General features: G+C 69.6%; 15 protein-coding genes. 11 read left to right on the top strand and 4 right to left on the bottom strand.

The window, feature by feature from the left end; genetic code table 11:
* From PARJ55_RS0102285 to PARJ55_RS0102300, 4 genes are read left to right on the top strand one after another with little or no spacing between them, the layout of a single operon-like run.
* A complete protein-coding gene (locus PARJ55_RS0102285) occupies positions 1-1353 on the top strand; it encodes an LLM class flavin-dependent oxidoreductase (protein WP_028711517.1) in 1353 nt (450 codons plus the stop codon).
* A gap of 4 nt (positions 1354-1357) precedes the next feature.
* Positions 1358-2182, top strand: a complete 825-nt coding sequence (locus PARJ55_RS0102290) for an ABC transporter permease (RefSeq protein WP_028711518.1) — start codon at positions 1358-1360, stop codon at positions 2180-2182.
* A 37-nt stretch (positions 2183-2219) separates the two neighbouring features.
* Positions 2220-3200, top strand: coding sequence for an ABC transporter substrate-binding protein (locus PARJ55_RS0102295; protein ID WP_028711519.1), 981 nt, complete (start codon positions 2220-2222; stop codon positions 3198-3200).
* Positions 3197-3964 (top strand): ABC transporter ATP-binding protein, encoded by a 768-nt coding sequence (locus PARJ55_RS0102300; protein WP_028711520.1) that lies wholly within the window; start codon positions 3197-3199, stop codon positions 3962-3964. The genes PARJ55_RS0102295 and PARJ55_RS0102300 overlap by 4 nt, the downstream gene beginning before the upstream one ends.
* A 79-nt stretch (positions 3965-4043) precedes the next feature.
* Here PARJ55_RS0102300 and ychF read toward each other — a convergent pair whose 3' ends face one another.
* On the bottom strand, positions 4044-5141 hold the full coding sequence (gene ychF / locus PARJ55_RS0102305; protein ID WP_028711521.1) for a redox-regulated ATPase YchF: 1098 nt from the start codon (positions 5139-5141) through the stop codon (positions 4044-4046).
* A gap of 125 nt (positions 5142-5266) precedes the next feature.
* Between ychF and trpA the strand changes: the two genes are divergently transcribed.
* From trpA to PARJ55_RS0102325, 4 genes are all read left to right on the top strand, one after another.
* The gene (gene trpA, locus PARJ55_RS0102310) at positions 5267-6064 is read left to right on the top strand and encodes a tryptophan synthase subunit alpha (protein WP_028711522.1); all 798 of its coding nucleotides are present in this window, start codon (positions 5267-5269) and stop codon (positions 6062-6064) included.
* A gap of 113 nt (positions 6065-6177) precedes the next feature.
* Positions 6178-6795, top strand: a complete 618-nt coding sequence (locus tag PARJ55_RS0102315; RefSeq protein ID WP_028711523.1) for a glutathione S-transferase family protein — start codon at positions 6178-6180, stop codon at positions 6793-6795.
* 12 nt (positions 6796-6807) lie between these two features.
* Positions 6808-8337: a VOC family protein gene (locus tag PARJ55_RS0102320; protein ID WP_028711524.1), complete on the top strand. Its 1530-nt coding sequence runs from the start codon at positions 6808-6810 to the stop codon at positions 8335-8337.
* Between the two features lie 242 nt (positions 8338-8579).
* Entirely contained in the window at positions 8580-9173 is a 594-nt protein-coding gene (locus PARJ55_RS0102325) for an NADPH-dependent FMN reductase (protein ID WP_028711525.1), read from the top strand.
* Positions 9174-9204: 31 nt separating this feature from the next.
* Here PARJ55_RS0102325 and PARJ55_RS0102330 read toward each other — a convergent pair whose 3' ends face one another.
* Together PARJ55_RS0102330 and PARJ55_RS0102335 are read right to left on the bottom strand one after the other, a co-directional pair.
* Positions 9205-9609, bottom strand: coding sequence for a DUF1801 domain-containing protein (locus PARJ55_RS0102330; RefSeq protein WP_028711526.1), 405 nt, complete (start codon positions 9607-9609; stop codon positions 9205-9207).
* A gap of 151 nt (positions 9610-9760) precedes the next feature.
* The gene (locus PARJ55_RS0102335; protein WP_028711527.1) at positions 9761-10705 is read right to left on the bottom strand and encodes a ring-cleaving dioxygenase; all 945 of its coding nucleotides are present in this window, start codon (positions 10703-10705) and stop codon (positions 9761-9763) included.
* A 121-nt stretch (positions 10706-10826) separates the two neighbouring features.
* On the opposite strand from PARJ55_RS0102335, the gene PARJ55_RS21385 reads away from it, so the two are divergent.
* The 3 genes from PARJ55_RS21385 to PARJ55_RS0102350 all read left to right on the top strand — a co-directional run bounded on the left by PARJ55_RS21385 (position 10827) and on the right by PARJ55_RS0102350 (position 14675).
* Positions 10827-11801 carry a LysR family transcriptional regulator gene (locus tag PARJ55_RS21385; protein ID WP_028716167.1) on the top strand — a complete coding sequence of 325 codons (975 nt, stop codon included), beginning with the start codon at positions 10827-10829 and terminating at the stop codon, positions 11799-11801.
* A gap of 11 nt (positions 11802-11812) precedes the next feature.
* Positions 11813-12832, top strand: coding sequence for an LLM class flavin-dependent oxidoreductase (locus PARJ55_RS0102345; protein ID WP_028711528.1), 1020 nt, complete (start codon positions 11813-11815; stop codon positions 12830-12832).
* A 70-nt stretch (positions 12833-12902) separates the two neighbouring features.
* Positions 12903-14675, top strand: coding sequence for a monovalent cation:proton antiporter-2 (CPA2) family protein (locus PARJ55_RS0102350; RefSeq protein ID WP_028711529.1), 1773 nt, complete (start codon positions 12903-12905; stop codon positions 14673-14675).
* Here the strand turns inward: PARJ55_RS0102350 and PARJ55_RS0102355 are convergent.
* Positions 14672-15235 carry a HutD family protein gene (locus tag PARJ55_RS0102355; protein ID WP_028711530.1) on the bottom strand — a complete coding sequence of 188 codons (564 nt, stop codon included), beginning with the start codon at positions 15233-15235 and terminating at the stop codon, positions 14672-14674. The two genes, PARJ55_RS0102350 and PARJ55_RS0102355, sit on opposite strands and share 4 nt — an antisense overlap.

Genomic DNA, 15235 nt, shown 5'->3' on the forward strand with positions numbered 1-15235 from the left:
ATGACCCGCAAGATCCGCCTAGGCGCCTTTCTTCCCGGCGGCGGCCAGCACATCGCCGCCTGGCGCCACCCCGACCAGCCGGCCGAGGGCGCGACCAGCTTCGACTTCCATGTGAAGCTGGCGCAAGAGGCCGAGCGCGGCCTGTTCGACGCCTATTTCCTGGCCGACGGCCTGGCCATCGCCTTCGGCGGCGGCATCGAGGGCGGCAACGCCAAGGTCGCCGGGTTCGAGCCGGTGACGCTGTTCTCGGCGCTGGCGCCGCTGACCCGCAACCTGGGCTTCATCGCCACCGCCTCGACCACCTATGAGGAGCCCTACAACCTGGCCCGCAAGTTCGCCTCGCTCGACCTGATCTCGGGCGGGCGCGCCGGCTGGAACGTGGTGACCACCGCCACGGAAAGCGCGGCGCATAACTTCAACCTCGACCGGCAGCACCCCCATGCCTGGCGCTATCGCCGCGCGGCCGAGCATGTCGAGGTGGTCCGCAAGCTGTGGGACAGCTTCGAGGACGACGCCTTCATCCGCGACAAGGAAACCGGCGTGTTCTTCGACACCGGCAAGGTGCATTTCACCGATCACGAGGGCGAGCATTTCAAGATCAGGGGGCCGCTGAACGTCCCGCGCTCGCCGCAGGGCCATCCGGTCATCGTGCAGGCGGGCCAGTCCGAGGACGGGCGCGGCCTTGCCGCCGCCACCGCCGAGGTGATCTTCACCGCCCATCAGCGCCTTGACACCGCGCAGGAATTCTATCGCGACATCAAGGCCCGCGCCCGCGGGCAGGGCCGCAATCCCGGGCATGTGCTCATCATGCCCGGCGTCGCGCCCTTCGTCGGCCGGACCGAGGCCGAGGCGCGCGAGAAATACGAGCGTCTCACCAGCCTGATCCTGGAAGAGGACGGCACCGCGCTGATCAGGGGGCTGACCGGCGGCACGCTGGACCTGACCGGGGCGGATCTCGACGGCCCGCTGCCGCCGCTGGACCCGACCGAGGGCATGAAGTCGCGCCAGGCGCTGATCCGGCAGATCGCCGACGAGAACGGCTTCACCATCCGCCAGCTCTACCAATGGATCGCCTCGGCGCGCGGGCATTTCACCATCATCGGCAGCGCCGTGCAGATCGCCGACACGCTGCAGGAATGGTTCGAGAACGAGGGCGCGGACGGGTTCAACATCCTGCCGCCCTGGCTGCCCACCGGGCTGAGCGATTTCGTCGACCTGGTCATTCCCGAACTGCAGCGCCGCGGCCTGTTCCGCACCGAATACGAGGGCCGGACCCTGCGCGAGAACCTGGGCCTGCCCTTCCCCGTCAACCGGCACGCCGCCATCCGCGCGGCCGCCAATGCCGCGGAGTAGCACCATGAGCCTGGAAACCCTGGACCTGCCCCGCCGCCGCAGCGGCAGCCCGCGCCGCGGCCTGCCCATGCCGCCGGTGGCCGGCTTCCTGTCCCGCTATGGCCTCGTGCTGGTTTTCCTGGTGCTGTGGCAGCTCTCCAGCACCTTGGGCTGGATCAGCCCGGCGGTGTTTCCGCCGCTGGACCGGATCGCGGCCGCGCTTTGGCAGGGGCTGGCCAGCGGGGCGCTGGTCGACGACATCGCCATCAGCCTGCAGCGCGCCGGGCTGGCCTTTTTCGGCGCCGTGGGGCTGGGCATCCCGCTTGGCCTGCTGATGGGCCAGCTGCGCCCGGCCGAGCGCGCGCTGGACCCGATCCTGCAGCTGTTCCGCCAGACCTCGGCGCTGGCGCTTTATCCGGTCTTCATCCTGCTGCTGGGGCTGGGCGAGGCCTCGAAGGTCTTTGTCATCTTCTGGGCGACGCTGTTCCCGATCCTTCTGGCCACCATCGGCGGCGTGAAGGAGGTGGACCGCAAGCTGATCGAGATGGCGCGCAGCTACGGCGCCAGCCAGTTGCAGATCTTCCGCCGCGTCGTGCTGCCCGCCTCGGTGCCGGCGATCTTCGTCGGGCTGCGGCTGTCGGCCACCACCGCCCTGCTGCTGCTGATCGCGGCCGAGATGATCGGCGCGAACAAGGGCATCGGCTTTCAGGTAATGAATGCCCAGTACAATTTCCAGATTCCGCTGATGTTCGCGGCGATCTTCCTGATGGCCGGGCTGGGGCTGGCCGCCAATGCGGTGCTGATCTGGCTGCAGCGGCGGCTGTGCCGCTGGTCGCTGGACCAGGCCTGACCCCCTTCTCGCGACGCAATTCCAAGGAAACGAAACGATGACCCATCCCCTTACCCGCATCGCCCTGGGCTCTGCCCTTGCCGCGCTTCTGTCCACGGCCGCCCATGCCGAAGAGGTCACCATGCGCTTCATGGCCAGCCATGGCGGGCTGAACGCCCATGAGCTGGCCTGGGAGCTGGGCTATTTCGAGGGCACCGGCATCACGCTGGAAAACGTCGGCTATGCCTCGGGCGGCCCGGAATCGCTGATGGCACTGGCCGGCGGCTCGATCGAGATCGGCAGCGCGGCGACCGCGGCGGTGCTGAACTCGATCGCCGGCGGCAACGATTTCGTCGCCGCCTATCCGACGAACGGCATCAACGATCAGGTCCAGTCGATCTTCTACGTGCTCGAAGACAGCCCGATCCAAGGCATCGAGGACCTGCCCGGCAAGACCGTCGCCGTGAACACGCTGGGCGCGCATCTGGACTATACCGTGCGCGAGGCCCTGCATCAGAAGGGCCTGGCGCAGAACGCCGCCAATCTGGTGACGGTGCCGGGGCCGCAGCTGGAACAGGTGCTGCGCTCGGGGCAGGTCGACGTGGCCGCCTTCGGCTACTGGCAGACCACCTTCGAGGGCGTGGCGCGCGAGGCCGGCGGGCTGCGGGCGATCTTCGACGACACCGACGTGCTGGGCGAGATCGCCGGCGGCTTCACCGTGCTGCGGCGCGACTGGGTCGAGGCCCATCCCGAGGCCGCCCGCACCTATGTCGAGCAATCCGCCCGGGCGCTGGACTATGCCCGCGAGCATCCCGAGGAAACCCGCGCCGCGATCGCCAGGGCGCTGGAGGAGCGCGGCGAGAATCCCGCCGTCGCCGCCTTCTTCGCCGGGTTCGGCGTGCGCGAGGGCGGCCGCGCCGTGCCGCGAGACGTCGAGTTCTGGATCGAGGTGCTGGAACGCGAGGGCAAGCTGCAACCCGGCCAGCTCTCGGCCGAAAAGGTGCTCTTCGCGCCGGGCAGCACGGTGGCGGCGAAATGACCCGGGCGGCCGACAGCATCCGCGGCGAGGTTGCGGTGCGCAACCTGTCGAAATCCTTTCCGCTGCAGGGCGCGATGCGGCCGGTCCTGCGCGACCTCTCGTTGCATATCCGCAGCGGCGAGGCGCTGGCGATCGTCGGCCCCAGCGGCTGCGGCAAGACCACGCTGCTGCGGCTGCTGGCCGGGCTGGAGACCCCGGACCGGGGCGAGGTGCTGATCGACGGCCGCCCGGTCTCGGGCGTGGGCACCGAACGCGCCGTGATCTATCAGGAGCCGCGGCTGCTGCCCTGGCTGACGGTGCTGGACAACGTGGCCTTCGGGCTGGACGTTCGCGGCCTGCCCGCATCCCGGGCCCGCGAGCAGGCGCGGCATTACATCCATCTGGTCGGCCTGACCGATTTCCAGAACGCCTATCCGCGCCAGCTTTCCGGCGGCATGGCGCAGCGCGTGGGCATCGCCCGCGCCCTGACCATCCGCCCCGAGATCCTGCTGCTGGACGAGCCGCTGGGCGCGCTGGACGCGATGACCAAGCTGACCATGCAGGAAGAGCTGACCCGCATCTGGGCCGAGGAGAACGTCACCACGATCCTGGTCACCCACGATCTGGAAGAGGCGATCTTCCTGGCGGACCGGGTTCTGGTGCTGTCCACCGACGGCGCGGCCCCGACGACGATTCCGGTAGAGCTGCCCAGGCCGCGCGACCGCAACTCGGCCGAATTCGTGCAGCTGCGCAAGCGGCTGATGGGCAAGTTCGGCCTGCACTGAACGGCCCGGGGGACGCGCGGCGACAGGACCCGTCCTTGCAGGACCGGTCCTAGGCGGCGTCTTCTGGAAATCCGGGCAATCAGGCGTTGAAGAGGAAATGCAGGACGTCGCCGTCCTTGACCTCGTAGGACTTGCCCTCGACGCGGAACTTGCCGGCCTCGCGCGCGCCGGCCTCGCCCCTGTAGGTGACGTAGTCGTCATAGGCGATGGTTTCGGCGCGGATGAAGCCGCGCTCGAAATCGCCATGGATCACGCCCGCCGCCTGCGGGGCCAGCGTGCCCTTGTGGATGGTCCAGGCGCGCGCTTCCTTGGGCCCGACGGTGAAATAGGTCTCCAGGCCCAGAAGCTTGTAGCCCTCGCGGATCAGCCGGTCGAGGCCCGCCTCGTGCAGGCCCATTTCCTCAAGGAACATCGTCGCTTCCTCGGCGGGAAGCTGGCTGATCTCTTCCTCGATCCGGGCCGAGATCACCACATGGCCGGCGCCCTGCTCGGCCGCCATCTGCGCCACGCGCTCGGACTGGCTGTTGCCGGTGGCGGCCTTGTCTTCCTCGACATTGCAGACGAACAGAACCGGCTTGGCGGTCAGCAGCTGCAGCATGTCCCAGGCTTTCCGGTCCTCGTCCGCGACCTGCACGGTCCGGGCGGGCTTGCCGGATTCCAGCGCCGCCTGCGCGGCCCTGAGCAGCTTTTCCTGCGCCACGGCCTCCTTGTCGCCGCCCTTCAGCTTGCGCTGGATATTGGCCAGCCGCCGCTCGACGGATTCCAGGTCGGCGATCATCAGCTCGGTCTCGATGGTCTCGGCATCGGCGATGGGATCGACGCGGCCCTCGACATGGGTGACGTCGCCATCCTCGAAGCAGCGCAGGACATGGGCGATGGCATCGACCTCGCGGATATTGGCCAGGAACTGGTTGCCCAGGCCCTCGCCCTTGCTCGCGCCCTTCACCAGCCCGGCGATGTCGACGAAGGTGATGCGGGTCGGGATGATCTGCTTGCTGCCCGCGATCTCGGCCAGCTTGTCCAGCCGCGGATCGGGCACGGCGACCTCGCCCACGTTCGGCTCGATGGTGCAGAAGGGGAAGTTCGCGGCCTGCGCGGCGGCGGTTTTCGTCAGCGCGTTGAACAGCGTCGATTTGCCCACGTTCGGCAGGCCGACGATCCCCATGCGAAAGCCCATGATGCACCCCTTTTCCCGGATTTCCGCGCTTATTATGGGGCGGCGTCGCCCGAGTCCAGTGGCGGGCCGTTGATCTTGCCCCGGGCGCGGGCTAGGGCTGGGCGGAACAAGAGGGAACGGGGCGCATGAGCAGAATCGACGACACTTTCGCGCGGCTGGCCGAAACCGGCGGCAAGGCCTTCGTCGCCTACATGATGGGCTGCGACCCGGATTTCGACACCTCGCTGCAGATCATGCGCGGCCTGCCCGGCGCGGGCGTGGACGTCATCGAGCTGGGCATGCCCTTCACCGACCCGATGGCCGACGGCGCCACCATCCAGGCGGCGGGCCAGCGGGCGCTGGCGGCGGGCGGCAGCGTCAGCCGGGTGCTGGACATGGTGCGCGCCTTTCGCGAAACCGACAACGCCACGCCGATCGTTCTGATGGGCTATTACAACCCGATCTATGCCCGCGCGGGCGGTGTCGACCGCTTCCTGTCCGAGGCCGCCGCGGCCGGGGTAGACGGGCTGATCGTCGTCGACCTGCCGCCCGAGGAGGATGCCGAGCTGTGCCTGCCGGCGCGCGAGGCCGGGCTGAACTTCATCCGCCTGGCAACGCCGACCACCGACGACCGCCGCCTGCCGGCGGTGGTGAAGAACACCTCGGGCTTCGTCTATTACGTCTCGGTCACGGGCATCACCGGCGGTCCTGCGGCGAACGCGGCCGAGGTCGCGCCCGAGGTGGCCCGCATCCGCGCCAGCGCGAAACTGCCGGTCGTGGTGGGCTTCGGCATCTCGACCCCCGAGGCGGCGCAGGCGGTCGCGGGCGTGGCCGATGGCTGCGTCGTGGGTTCGGCCATCGTCAAGCTGATCGGCGAGGGCCGGCCGGTGCCCGAGATCCTGTCCTTCGTCGCCGATCTTGCCCGGGGGGCGCACAGCGCCTGAACCGATCCTCCGCCCGGCGCGTTCGACAGTGCAGAACGCCGCGTTCCCGGCTTTGCCGGTTGGGGAAACGCGGCGCGGCGCTATCTTGGACGCATCGCAAGACGGAGGATTTCATGCCCACCCTGTTCTACCATGCCGGCGCCTGCTCGCTCGCGCCCCATATCGTGCTGGAATGGACCCGCGCGCCCTATCAGGCGGTGGCGGTCGAATTCGGCTCGGCCGAACTGCTGGCGGTGAACCCGGCCGGCGCCGTGCCGGTGCTGCGCGAGGATGACGGCTGGATCCTGACCCAGGCGGGCGCGATCCTGCACCACCTGGCGCGCAAGCATCCCAAGGCCGATCTGGCCGGCGGCGACGACCTGCGGGCACAGGCGGAACTCGACCGCTGGTCGAGCTTCTTCACCGGCGACCTGCATCCGGCCTTCTTTCCGCTGTTCACGCCGCAGCGCTATACCACCAGCCGCGAGCAGGCCGACCGCGAGGCGGTGCAGGAGGCCGCGCGCAAGCTGGTCCGCAAGCGGCTGGCGCTGCTGGACGCGCATCTGGAGGGGCGCGACTGGATCCTGGGCCGCCGCTCGGTGATCGACGCCTATGCCTTTCCGATGCTGCGTTGGGCGGCGAAGCTGCTGCCCGAGGGGACCGATGGCTGGGCCAATGTGCAGGCCCTGCATGACCGCATCGCGGCCGATCCGGCCGTGCAGACCGTCCTTGCCCGCGAAGAGGGCGCATAAGGAGATAGACCCATGCCCACCGGCATCCATCACGTCACCGGCATCACCCGCCGGGTGCAGGCCAATGTCGATTTCTACGCCGGCTTCCTGGGCCTGCGGCTGGTCAAGCGCACCGGCGGCTTCGAGGATGCCGAGCAACTGCACCTGTTCTATGGCGACGCGCTCGGCTCGCCCGGCTCGCTCGTCACCTTCCTGGTGTGGGAGGACGGGGCGCCGGGCCGGGTCGGCCATGGCCAGGTTGCCGAGATCGCGCTGGCCGTGCCGCCCCAAAGCATCGGCGACTGGCTGACCCGCGCCATGACCGCGCGCGTGCCGGTCGAGGGACCGCTGCGCGAGCGGAGCGAGACGGTGCTGCGCCTCAAGGATCCCGACGGCGTGATCGTCAAGCTGGTGGGGGCGGAGCTGCCGGCCGCGGCACCCCTGCCCGATCCGATCGCGCCGACGCGGCTGCGCGGCTTCACCATCCTGACCGAGCAGCCCGCGGCAACGCGCGATTTCCTGACCCGCTTCGGCTATCGCCCCGGCGCGGCCGAGGGCGCGGTGCAGCGCATGGAATCCGACACGGATGTCGTCGACATCCGCGACGCCACCGGCTTCTTTCCGGGCATTCCCGGCACCGGCATCCTGGATCACGTCGCCTTCCGGGCGCCGGACGCCGATGCCGTGCGCCGGATGCGGCTGGCGCTGCAGGATACCGACGCGACCAGCGTGCATGACCGGAAATATTTCCTGTCGCTCTATGTACGCGAGCCGGCGGGGACGCTGCTGGAATATGCCACCGACGCCCCCGGGTTCACCGTGGACGAGGCGGCCGAGCACTTGGGCGAGACGCTGTTCGTCCCGCCCCATGACGCGGCCCGCGCCGAGGACCTGCGCGTGATCCTGCCGCAATTCGCCCTGCCGGGCGAGGAAAGGAGCCCGATGCGCGATCTGCATTTCATCCACCGTTTCCACCGGCCGGAAAACCCGGACGGCAGCACCATCGTCCTGCTGCACGGCACCGGCGGCAACGAATCCGACCTGATGCCGCTGGCGCATCGGATCGCGCCCCGCGCCACGCTGCTGGGCGTCCGCGGCCGCTCGACCGAGGAAGGCATCAATCGCTGGTTCCGCCGCTTTGACGCGGTGACCTATGACCAGACCGATGTCCGCGCCGAGGCCGGGGCCTTTGCCGGCTTCATCGACGAGGCGGCGCGGGCCTACGGGCTGGACCCCGCGGCGCTGGCCTATCTGGGCTATTCCAACGGCGCGAACCTGCTGGGCGCGGTCATGCAGCTGCATCCCGGCCTGATCGGCCGCGCGGTTCTGCTGCGCGCCGTGCAGGTGCTGGAGGAGCCGCCGGCGCTGGAGCCGCAGGCCCTGGCCGGCAGCCGGGTGCTGATGCTGACCGGCGCCCGCGATCCCTTCGCCCGCATGGCCCCGGCGCTGGAGCGCGCCTTGCAGGACGGCGGCGCGGCGCTGGAAGCGCGGGCCGTCGAGGCGGGGCACGAGCTTCAGCCCGAGGACCTGACGCTGGCCGCCGACTGGCTGGGCCGCGGCTGAGGGCCGGACCGGCAGCGCGGCGACCCTCCGCGCTGCCGCATGGGTATTTGGCAAACAGAGAAGGCGGACAGGCGGGTCGCGAGGCCCGCCCGTTCCTTTCCGAGGACTTGTTTCCGATTTTCGAACGCCGCTTCCGATTCCGGTTGGCTTGCCCGAAAGCCCCGCGAGGGCCAGTTTGAGGGCACGACATCCGATCCCGAGGCCGCGACGGCCTGCAAGACCATCACGAAGGACCTGACCCCATGAGCAAGAAGCCGCATATCGCCATCATCATCGGCTCGACCCGCGCCGCGCGCTTTGCCGACAAGCCCGCCGCCTGGCTGCTGGAAAACGCGCAAAAGCGCGAGGACATGAGCTTCGAGCTGGTGGACCTGCGCGATTACGACCTGCCGCTGTTCGACGAGGTCGCCTCGAACCTCTGGGTGCCGTCGCAGGACCCGCGGGCGGTGAAATGGCAGCAGAAGCTGGCCGGGTTCGACGGCTATGTCTTCCTGACCTCGGAATACAACCATTCGGTCAGCGGTTCGCTGAAGAACGCGCTGGACCAGGCCTACAAGGAGTGGAACCACAAGCCGGCGGCGGCCATGGGCTATGGCGGCGTCGGCGCCGCCCGCGCCATCGAGCACCTGCGCGGCATCGCCGTCGAATTGCAGATGGTGCCGCTGCGCAATGCCGTGCATCTGGGCGGCGGCGATTTCTTCAAGGTCTCGCCGCTGGGCGCCAATGGCGAGATGGCCGAGGTCGAGGCGAACCTGCTGCCGGCGCTGAACGCCATGCTGGACGAATTGCGCTGGTGGGCCGAAGCGACCATGGCGCAGCGCGCCAGGACCGCCTGAGGCATCCGGGTCACGCAGCGCAGGGGGGCGGTCACTTCGACCGCCCCTTTTTCTTGCTGGCCGTGTTCAGCGCCACGGCGGCGCGGATCAGCGCCTTCAGCGCCCCGGCATCGATCCGGTCGCCCTCGCGCAGGTCGATGGCGCGGCGGGTATTGCCCTCCAGGCTGGCGTTGAACAGGCCCGCGGGATCTTCCAGCGCCGCGCCCTTGGCGAAGGTCATCTTGACCACCTGCCTGTAGGTCTCGCCGGTGCAGAGGATGCCGTCATGCGACCAGACCGGCACGCCGCGCCATTTCCATTCCTCGACCACCTCGGGATCGGCCTCGTGGATCAGGGTGCGCAGCCGCGCCAGGGTCTCGCCGCGCCAATCGCCCAGTTCCTTGATCCGCGCATCGATCAGCTGCGAGGCGGGCTGTTCCGTTTCCGGCTGGCTCATGCCGTGTCGCTCCCTTCCGTCCTGCCGCGGTCGGGAGCATGGGGCGAAATCGCCGATGCGGCAACAGGCCCGCCGGCTGCTGGCGGATTCCCGCGCGCAGGGAAAAGGCCGCCGGATCGCTCCGGCGGCCTTTCCTTCGGTTCGGCAGGGCTCAGTCCAGCGGCTTCAGCCGCGCCTCGATCTGCGCGCGCTGCCCTTCCAGGAAGGGCGGCAGGGACAGCGTCTCGCCCAGGCTCTCCAGCGGCTCGTCTACGGCGAAGCCGGGCTCGTCGCTGGCGATCTCGAACAGGTTGCCGCCCGGCTCGCGGAAATAGAGCGAGCGGAAATAGTAACGCTCGACCTCGCCCGAATTGGGCACCCGCATCCCGGTCAGCCGCTTGGCCCATTCGTGAATGGCCGGCTTGTCGGGCACGCGGAAGGCGACATGATGCACCCCGCCCGCGCCTTGGCGCGCCGTGGGCAGGTCGGGCTGGACCGCGACATGCAGCTCGGCCGCGGGGCCGCCGCGGCCCATCTCGTAGACATGAACCGTGCCATGCCCGTCGGGGCTGGCATAGTCGCGGACCTTGCGCATGCCCATCACCCGGGTCAGCACCGACTCGGTCGGGGCCAGGTCCGGCACCGAGATGGTGATCGGCCCCAGCCCGTGGATCTGGTGCTGCACCGGCACCGGGCTTTTCGCCCAGGGCGCGGGCTCGGCATCGGGCGCATCCGCGGTCAGGCGGAAACGCTGGCCCTCGGGGTCCTCGAAATCGAGGCTGGCGCGGGTGTCGATCTCGGCGATCCGCCCCAGGGTCAGGCCGCGATCCGCAAGCCGCCCGGCCCAGTAGTCGAGGCTGTCGCCGGCGACCCGCAGCCCGGTGCGGCTGATCGAATGGGTGCCGCGCCGCTCGGGCGCCGCCGGCCAGTCGAAGAAGGTCAGGTCGGTGCCGGGCCGGGCCAGCCCGTCGGCATAGAACAGGTGATAGGCGCTGGTGTCGTCCTGGTTGACGGTCTTCTTGACCAGCCGCAGCCCCAGCGTGTCGGTATAGAACCGCTTGTTGCCGGGCGCATCGGCGGTGATCGCCGTCAGGTGGTGAATTCCGGTCAGCTCCATGATGGGCCTCCTTTCTCTCTTGGCATCAATATCGGGCATCGCGGCCGTTTCCGCCACCGGAGCGGCCGCGAACCTTGCGTTCGCCGATTGCGAACGGCGCGGGACCGGGTAAGCTCGGGCCATGCGTTACGACCTGAACGATCTGGAAACCTTCCTGACGGTGATGGAGCTGGGCACCGTCACCGCCGCCGCCGCGCGGCTGAACCTGTCGAAATCCGTGGTCAGCAAGCGCATCACCGACCTGGAGGCGACGCTGGGCGCGGCGCTGTTTCGCCGCAATGCCGGCCGCATCACCCCCACCGAGGCGGCGCTGCGCCTGGCCGAGCGGCTGCGCCCGGCGCTGGCCGAGCTGGTCGCGGCTGCCGAAAGCACCGCCTGGGACATGGACGGGCTGGCGCCGCTGCGCGGCAGCCTGTCCATCGCCGCGCCGATGAGCTTCGGCGTGCTGCATCTGGGGCCGATCATCGCCCGCTTCGCCGCCCAGAACCCCGAGCTGGAGATCAGCGTCGATTACGACGACCGCAGCCGCGACCTGGCGCGCGAGGGCTTCGACATCGGCATCCGCATCGGCAAGATGCGCGACAAGGCGCTGATGCAGCGCAAGCTGTGCGAGGATGAAAGCGTCGCCTGCGCCAGCCCCGCCTATCTGGACCGCAGGGGCCGCCCGCAGTCCCTGGCCGACCTGCGCGAGCATGAGGTGATCGGCTACAGCCACCTGCCGAACAGCCAGCTCTGGCAGTTCCAGGACCGCGACCGCTTCGTTTCGCCCCTGGTGCAGGGGCGGCTGTCGATGAACAACGGCGAGGCGATCCGCGACATGGCCATCGAGGGGCTGGGGCTGGCCATCCTGCCCGGCTTCATCGTCGCGCCCGCGCTGGCCGAGGGGCGGCTGGAACGGGTGCTGACCGGCTTCGGCACCAGGCCGCTGCCCATCGTCGCGGTCTGGCCGCCAGTCCAGCCCATGCCGGCCAAGCTGCGCCGCTTCATCGACCATCTGGCCGCGGAACTGCACAGCCCGGCCTGGCAGGCGGGCTGGGGATCGGGCCGCCGCGACCCCATATCCCGGGAACCCACAACCCCAAAGGTCGCCCCCTGATGAAACCTGGCGTGAAGAAGATCGGCTTCCTGTCCTTCGGCCATTGGTCGGACGAGCCCGCCTCGCAGGCCCGCAGCGCCCAGGACGTGCTGCTGCAATCCATCGAGCTGGCCGTCGCCGCCGAGGAACTGGGCGCGGACGGCGCCTATTTCCGCGTCCATCACTATGCCCGCCAGCTCGCCTCGCCCTTCCCGCTGCTGGCGGCGGTGGGGGCGCGCACCAGCCGCATCGAGATCGGCACGGCGGTCATCGACATGCGCTATGAAAACCCGCTGTATATGGCCGAGGATGCCGGGGCGGCCGACCTGATCGCGCAGGGGCGGCTGCAGCTTGGCATCTCGCGCGGCTCGCCCGAGCAGGTGATCGAGGGCTGGCGCTATTTCGGCTATTCCCCGGCCGAGGGGGAAAGCGACGCCGACATGGCGCGCCGCCATGCCGAGGTGTTCCTGAACGTGATCGAGGGGCACGGCTTCGCCCGGCCGAACCCGCGGCCGATGTTCCCGAACCCGCCCGGCCTGCTGCGGATCGAGCCGCATTCGCCGGGCCTGCGCGACCGCATCTGGTGGGGCGCGGCCTCGAACGCCACCGCCCGCTGGGCGGCGCAGCTGGGCATGCATCTGCAAAGCTCGACCCTCAAGACGGACGAGAACGGCAAGCCCTTCCACATCCAGCAGGCCGAGCAGATCCGCGCCTATCGCGAGGCCTGGGCGGCGGCGGGGCACGAGCGCGCGCCGCGGGTTTCGGTCAGCCGCTCGATCTTTCCGCTGATGGACGACCGCGACCGGATGTATTTCGGCCGCGGCGGCAAGGAAGGCGACCAGATCGGCTTCATCGAGGAGACCCGCTCGATCTTCGGCCGCGGCTATACCGGCGAGCCGGACCGGCTGGTCGAGGAGCTGCGCGAGGACGAGGCCATCGCCGAGGCCGACACGCTGCTCTTGACCGTGCCGAACCAGCTGGGCGTCGATTACAACGCCCATGTGATCGAGGCGGTGCTGAAACACGTCGCGCCCGCGCTCGGCTGGCGCTGAGCGGGGGGCTTTGTGATCGCGGGGACGGGGTATAGGCTTTGCCCCGGAAACCAGCGCGAACGGGGGACGGATGGCGACAGAGGTGACGGCCGCCGCCGGGGCGGCGGCACATGGCGGCGGGGTGCCGCTGCTGAGCGTGGTCGTGCTGCTGGCGGCGGCGGTTCTGGCGGTGCCGCTGTTTCGCCGGATGGGGCTGGGCTCGGTGCTGGGCTATCTGGCGGCGGGACTGGCGATCGGGCCCTTCGGGCTGGGCTTTTTCCACGACCCGCAGGCGATCATCCATGTCGCCGAGCTGGGCGTGGTGCTGTTCCTGTTCGTGATCGGGCTGGAGATGCAGCCCTCGCGGCTTTGGGCGATGCGGGGCGAGATCTTCGTGCTGGGCCTTGCCCAGGTGCTGCTGGCCATCGCGGCGCTGACCTGCGTCGGGCTGGCGCTCGGCTTTCCGGTCGCCGCCAGCTTCGTCTCGGGGACCGGATTCGTGCTGACCTCGACCGCCATCGTCATGCAGATGCTGGCCGAGCGGGGCGAGATGGCGCTGCCCAAGGGCCGCCGCATCATCGCCATCCTGCTGTTCGAGGACCTGGCCATCGTGCCGCTGCTGGCGCTGGTCGCCTTTCTCGCGCCGGGAGGCGAGGAAGTGACCCTGCCCCAGCGCCTTCTGGGCATCGCCGTCGGGCTGGGCTGCATCGCCGTGCTGGTGGCGGCCGGGCGCTATCTGCTGAACCCGCTGTTCGGCCTGCTTGCCCGGTTCGGCGGGCGCGAGGTGATGGCCGCCGCCGCGCTTCTGGTGGTGCTGGGCGCGGCGCTGCTGATGCAATGGGGCGGGCTGTCCATGGCGATGGGCGCCTTCCTGGCCGGGGTGCTGCTGTCGGAATCCAGCTTCCGCCACCAGCTCGAGGCGGATGTCGAACCCTTTCGCGGCCTGCTGCTGGGCCTGTTCTTCCTGGGCGTCGGCATGGCGCTGGACCTGCGGATCATCGCCGCCAACTGGGCGCTGATCGCGATCTGCGTGCCGGCCTATATGCTGCTGAAGATGCTGGTGATCTATACCGTCGGCCGGGTGCTGCGCGCCAGCCGCGCCGAGGCGCTGGAGCGCGCGGTGCTGATGGCGCAGGGCGGCGAGTTCGCCTTCGTGCTGTATTCCAGCGCCATGCAGTTCGGCATCATCAGCGGCCAGGACAATGCCGTGCTGACCGCCATCGTCATCGTCTCGATGGTGCTGACGCCGCTGATGATCATCCTGCACGACCGGCTGGCGCCGAAACCCGCCCCCTCGCTCGACGGGGTCGAGGCGGCCGAGGGGCTGGAGGCGCGGGTGCTGATGATCGGCTTCGGCCGCATGGGCCAGATCGTCAGCCAGCCGCTGATCGCGCGCGGGCATTCCATCTCGATCATCGAAAGCGATCCGCAAACCATCCGCGATGCCGACGAATTCGGCTTCAAGGTCTGGTATGGCGACGGCGCGCGGCTGGACATCCTGCACGCCGCCGGGGCCGGCAATGCCAGCCTGATCGTCGCCGTGCCCGGCGACCGCCAGGCCACCACCCGCATCGTCGCGCTGGTCAAGCACGAATTCCCGCTGGTTCCGGTCATCGCCCGCGCCTTCGACCGCGAACATGCGCGGGAACTGGTCGAGGCCGGCGCCGACTATCAGCTGCGCGAGACGCTGGAAAGCGCCTTCGCCATGGGCCGCGAGGCGCTGCTGCAGCTTGGCGACGACCCGGACGAGGTCGAGGAGGTCATGGCCGAGATCCGCGGCCGCGACATGGAGCGGTTTCAGATGGAATGCGTCGGCGGCCTGTTCGCCGGCCGCGACCTGCTGCTCGGCAACCGCCGGGACTAGGCGCGGTCGATCTCGATCAGCCAGGCATCCGGGACCGGGCCAAGGGGCAGCGCCGCCTCGGGGCCTTCGCAGAACAGCGCATCGAGCGGCTCCAGCACCACGGTTTCGCCTGCGAAATCCAGCACCACCGGCGCGGTCGCCAGCAGCAGCCGCCATTCCGCCGCGCCCCCGTCCGCCTCGGTCGACCGCACCAGCCGATGCGTGAAGGCGCCGCGCCGGGTCATCACGTTCAGGTCGGTGATCGGCCCCGCCAGCAGCCGCGCCGAGCTCGGCACATCCGCCGGAAAGGCCAGCGGCTCGGCTTCCGGGGTCAGCCGCTGCGTGGGCTGCCCCTGCACCTGCAGCTCGATCCCCTCGCCGGTCAGCACCGCCAGCGTGCGGTCGATCTGCGGAAAGAGCGAGAAATCGCCGTCCTCGGTCACGCCCGCCATGCTGACGCGCCAGCCGAAATCGGCCAGACCCGCGCCTTCAGGGTAAACCGCGATCTCGACCGTCTCGCCGCGGCCGTTCTTCCACGGCATGCGGCGATGGTCGGCGGCTTTCAGGATGCGATGGCTCAT

It is taken from the genome of Paracoccus sp. J55, from assembly GCF_000513975.1.
Lineage (GTDB): Bacteria > Pseudomonadota > Alphaproteobacteria > Rhodobacterales > Rhodobacteraceae > Paracoccus.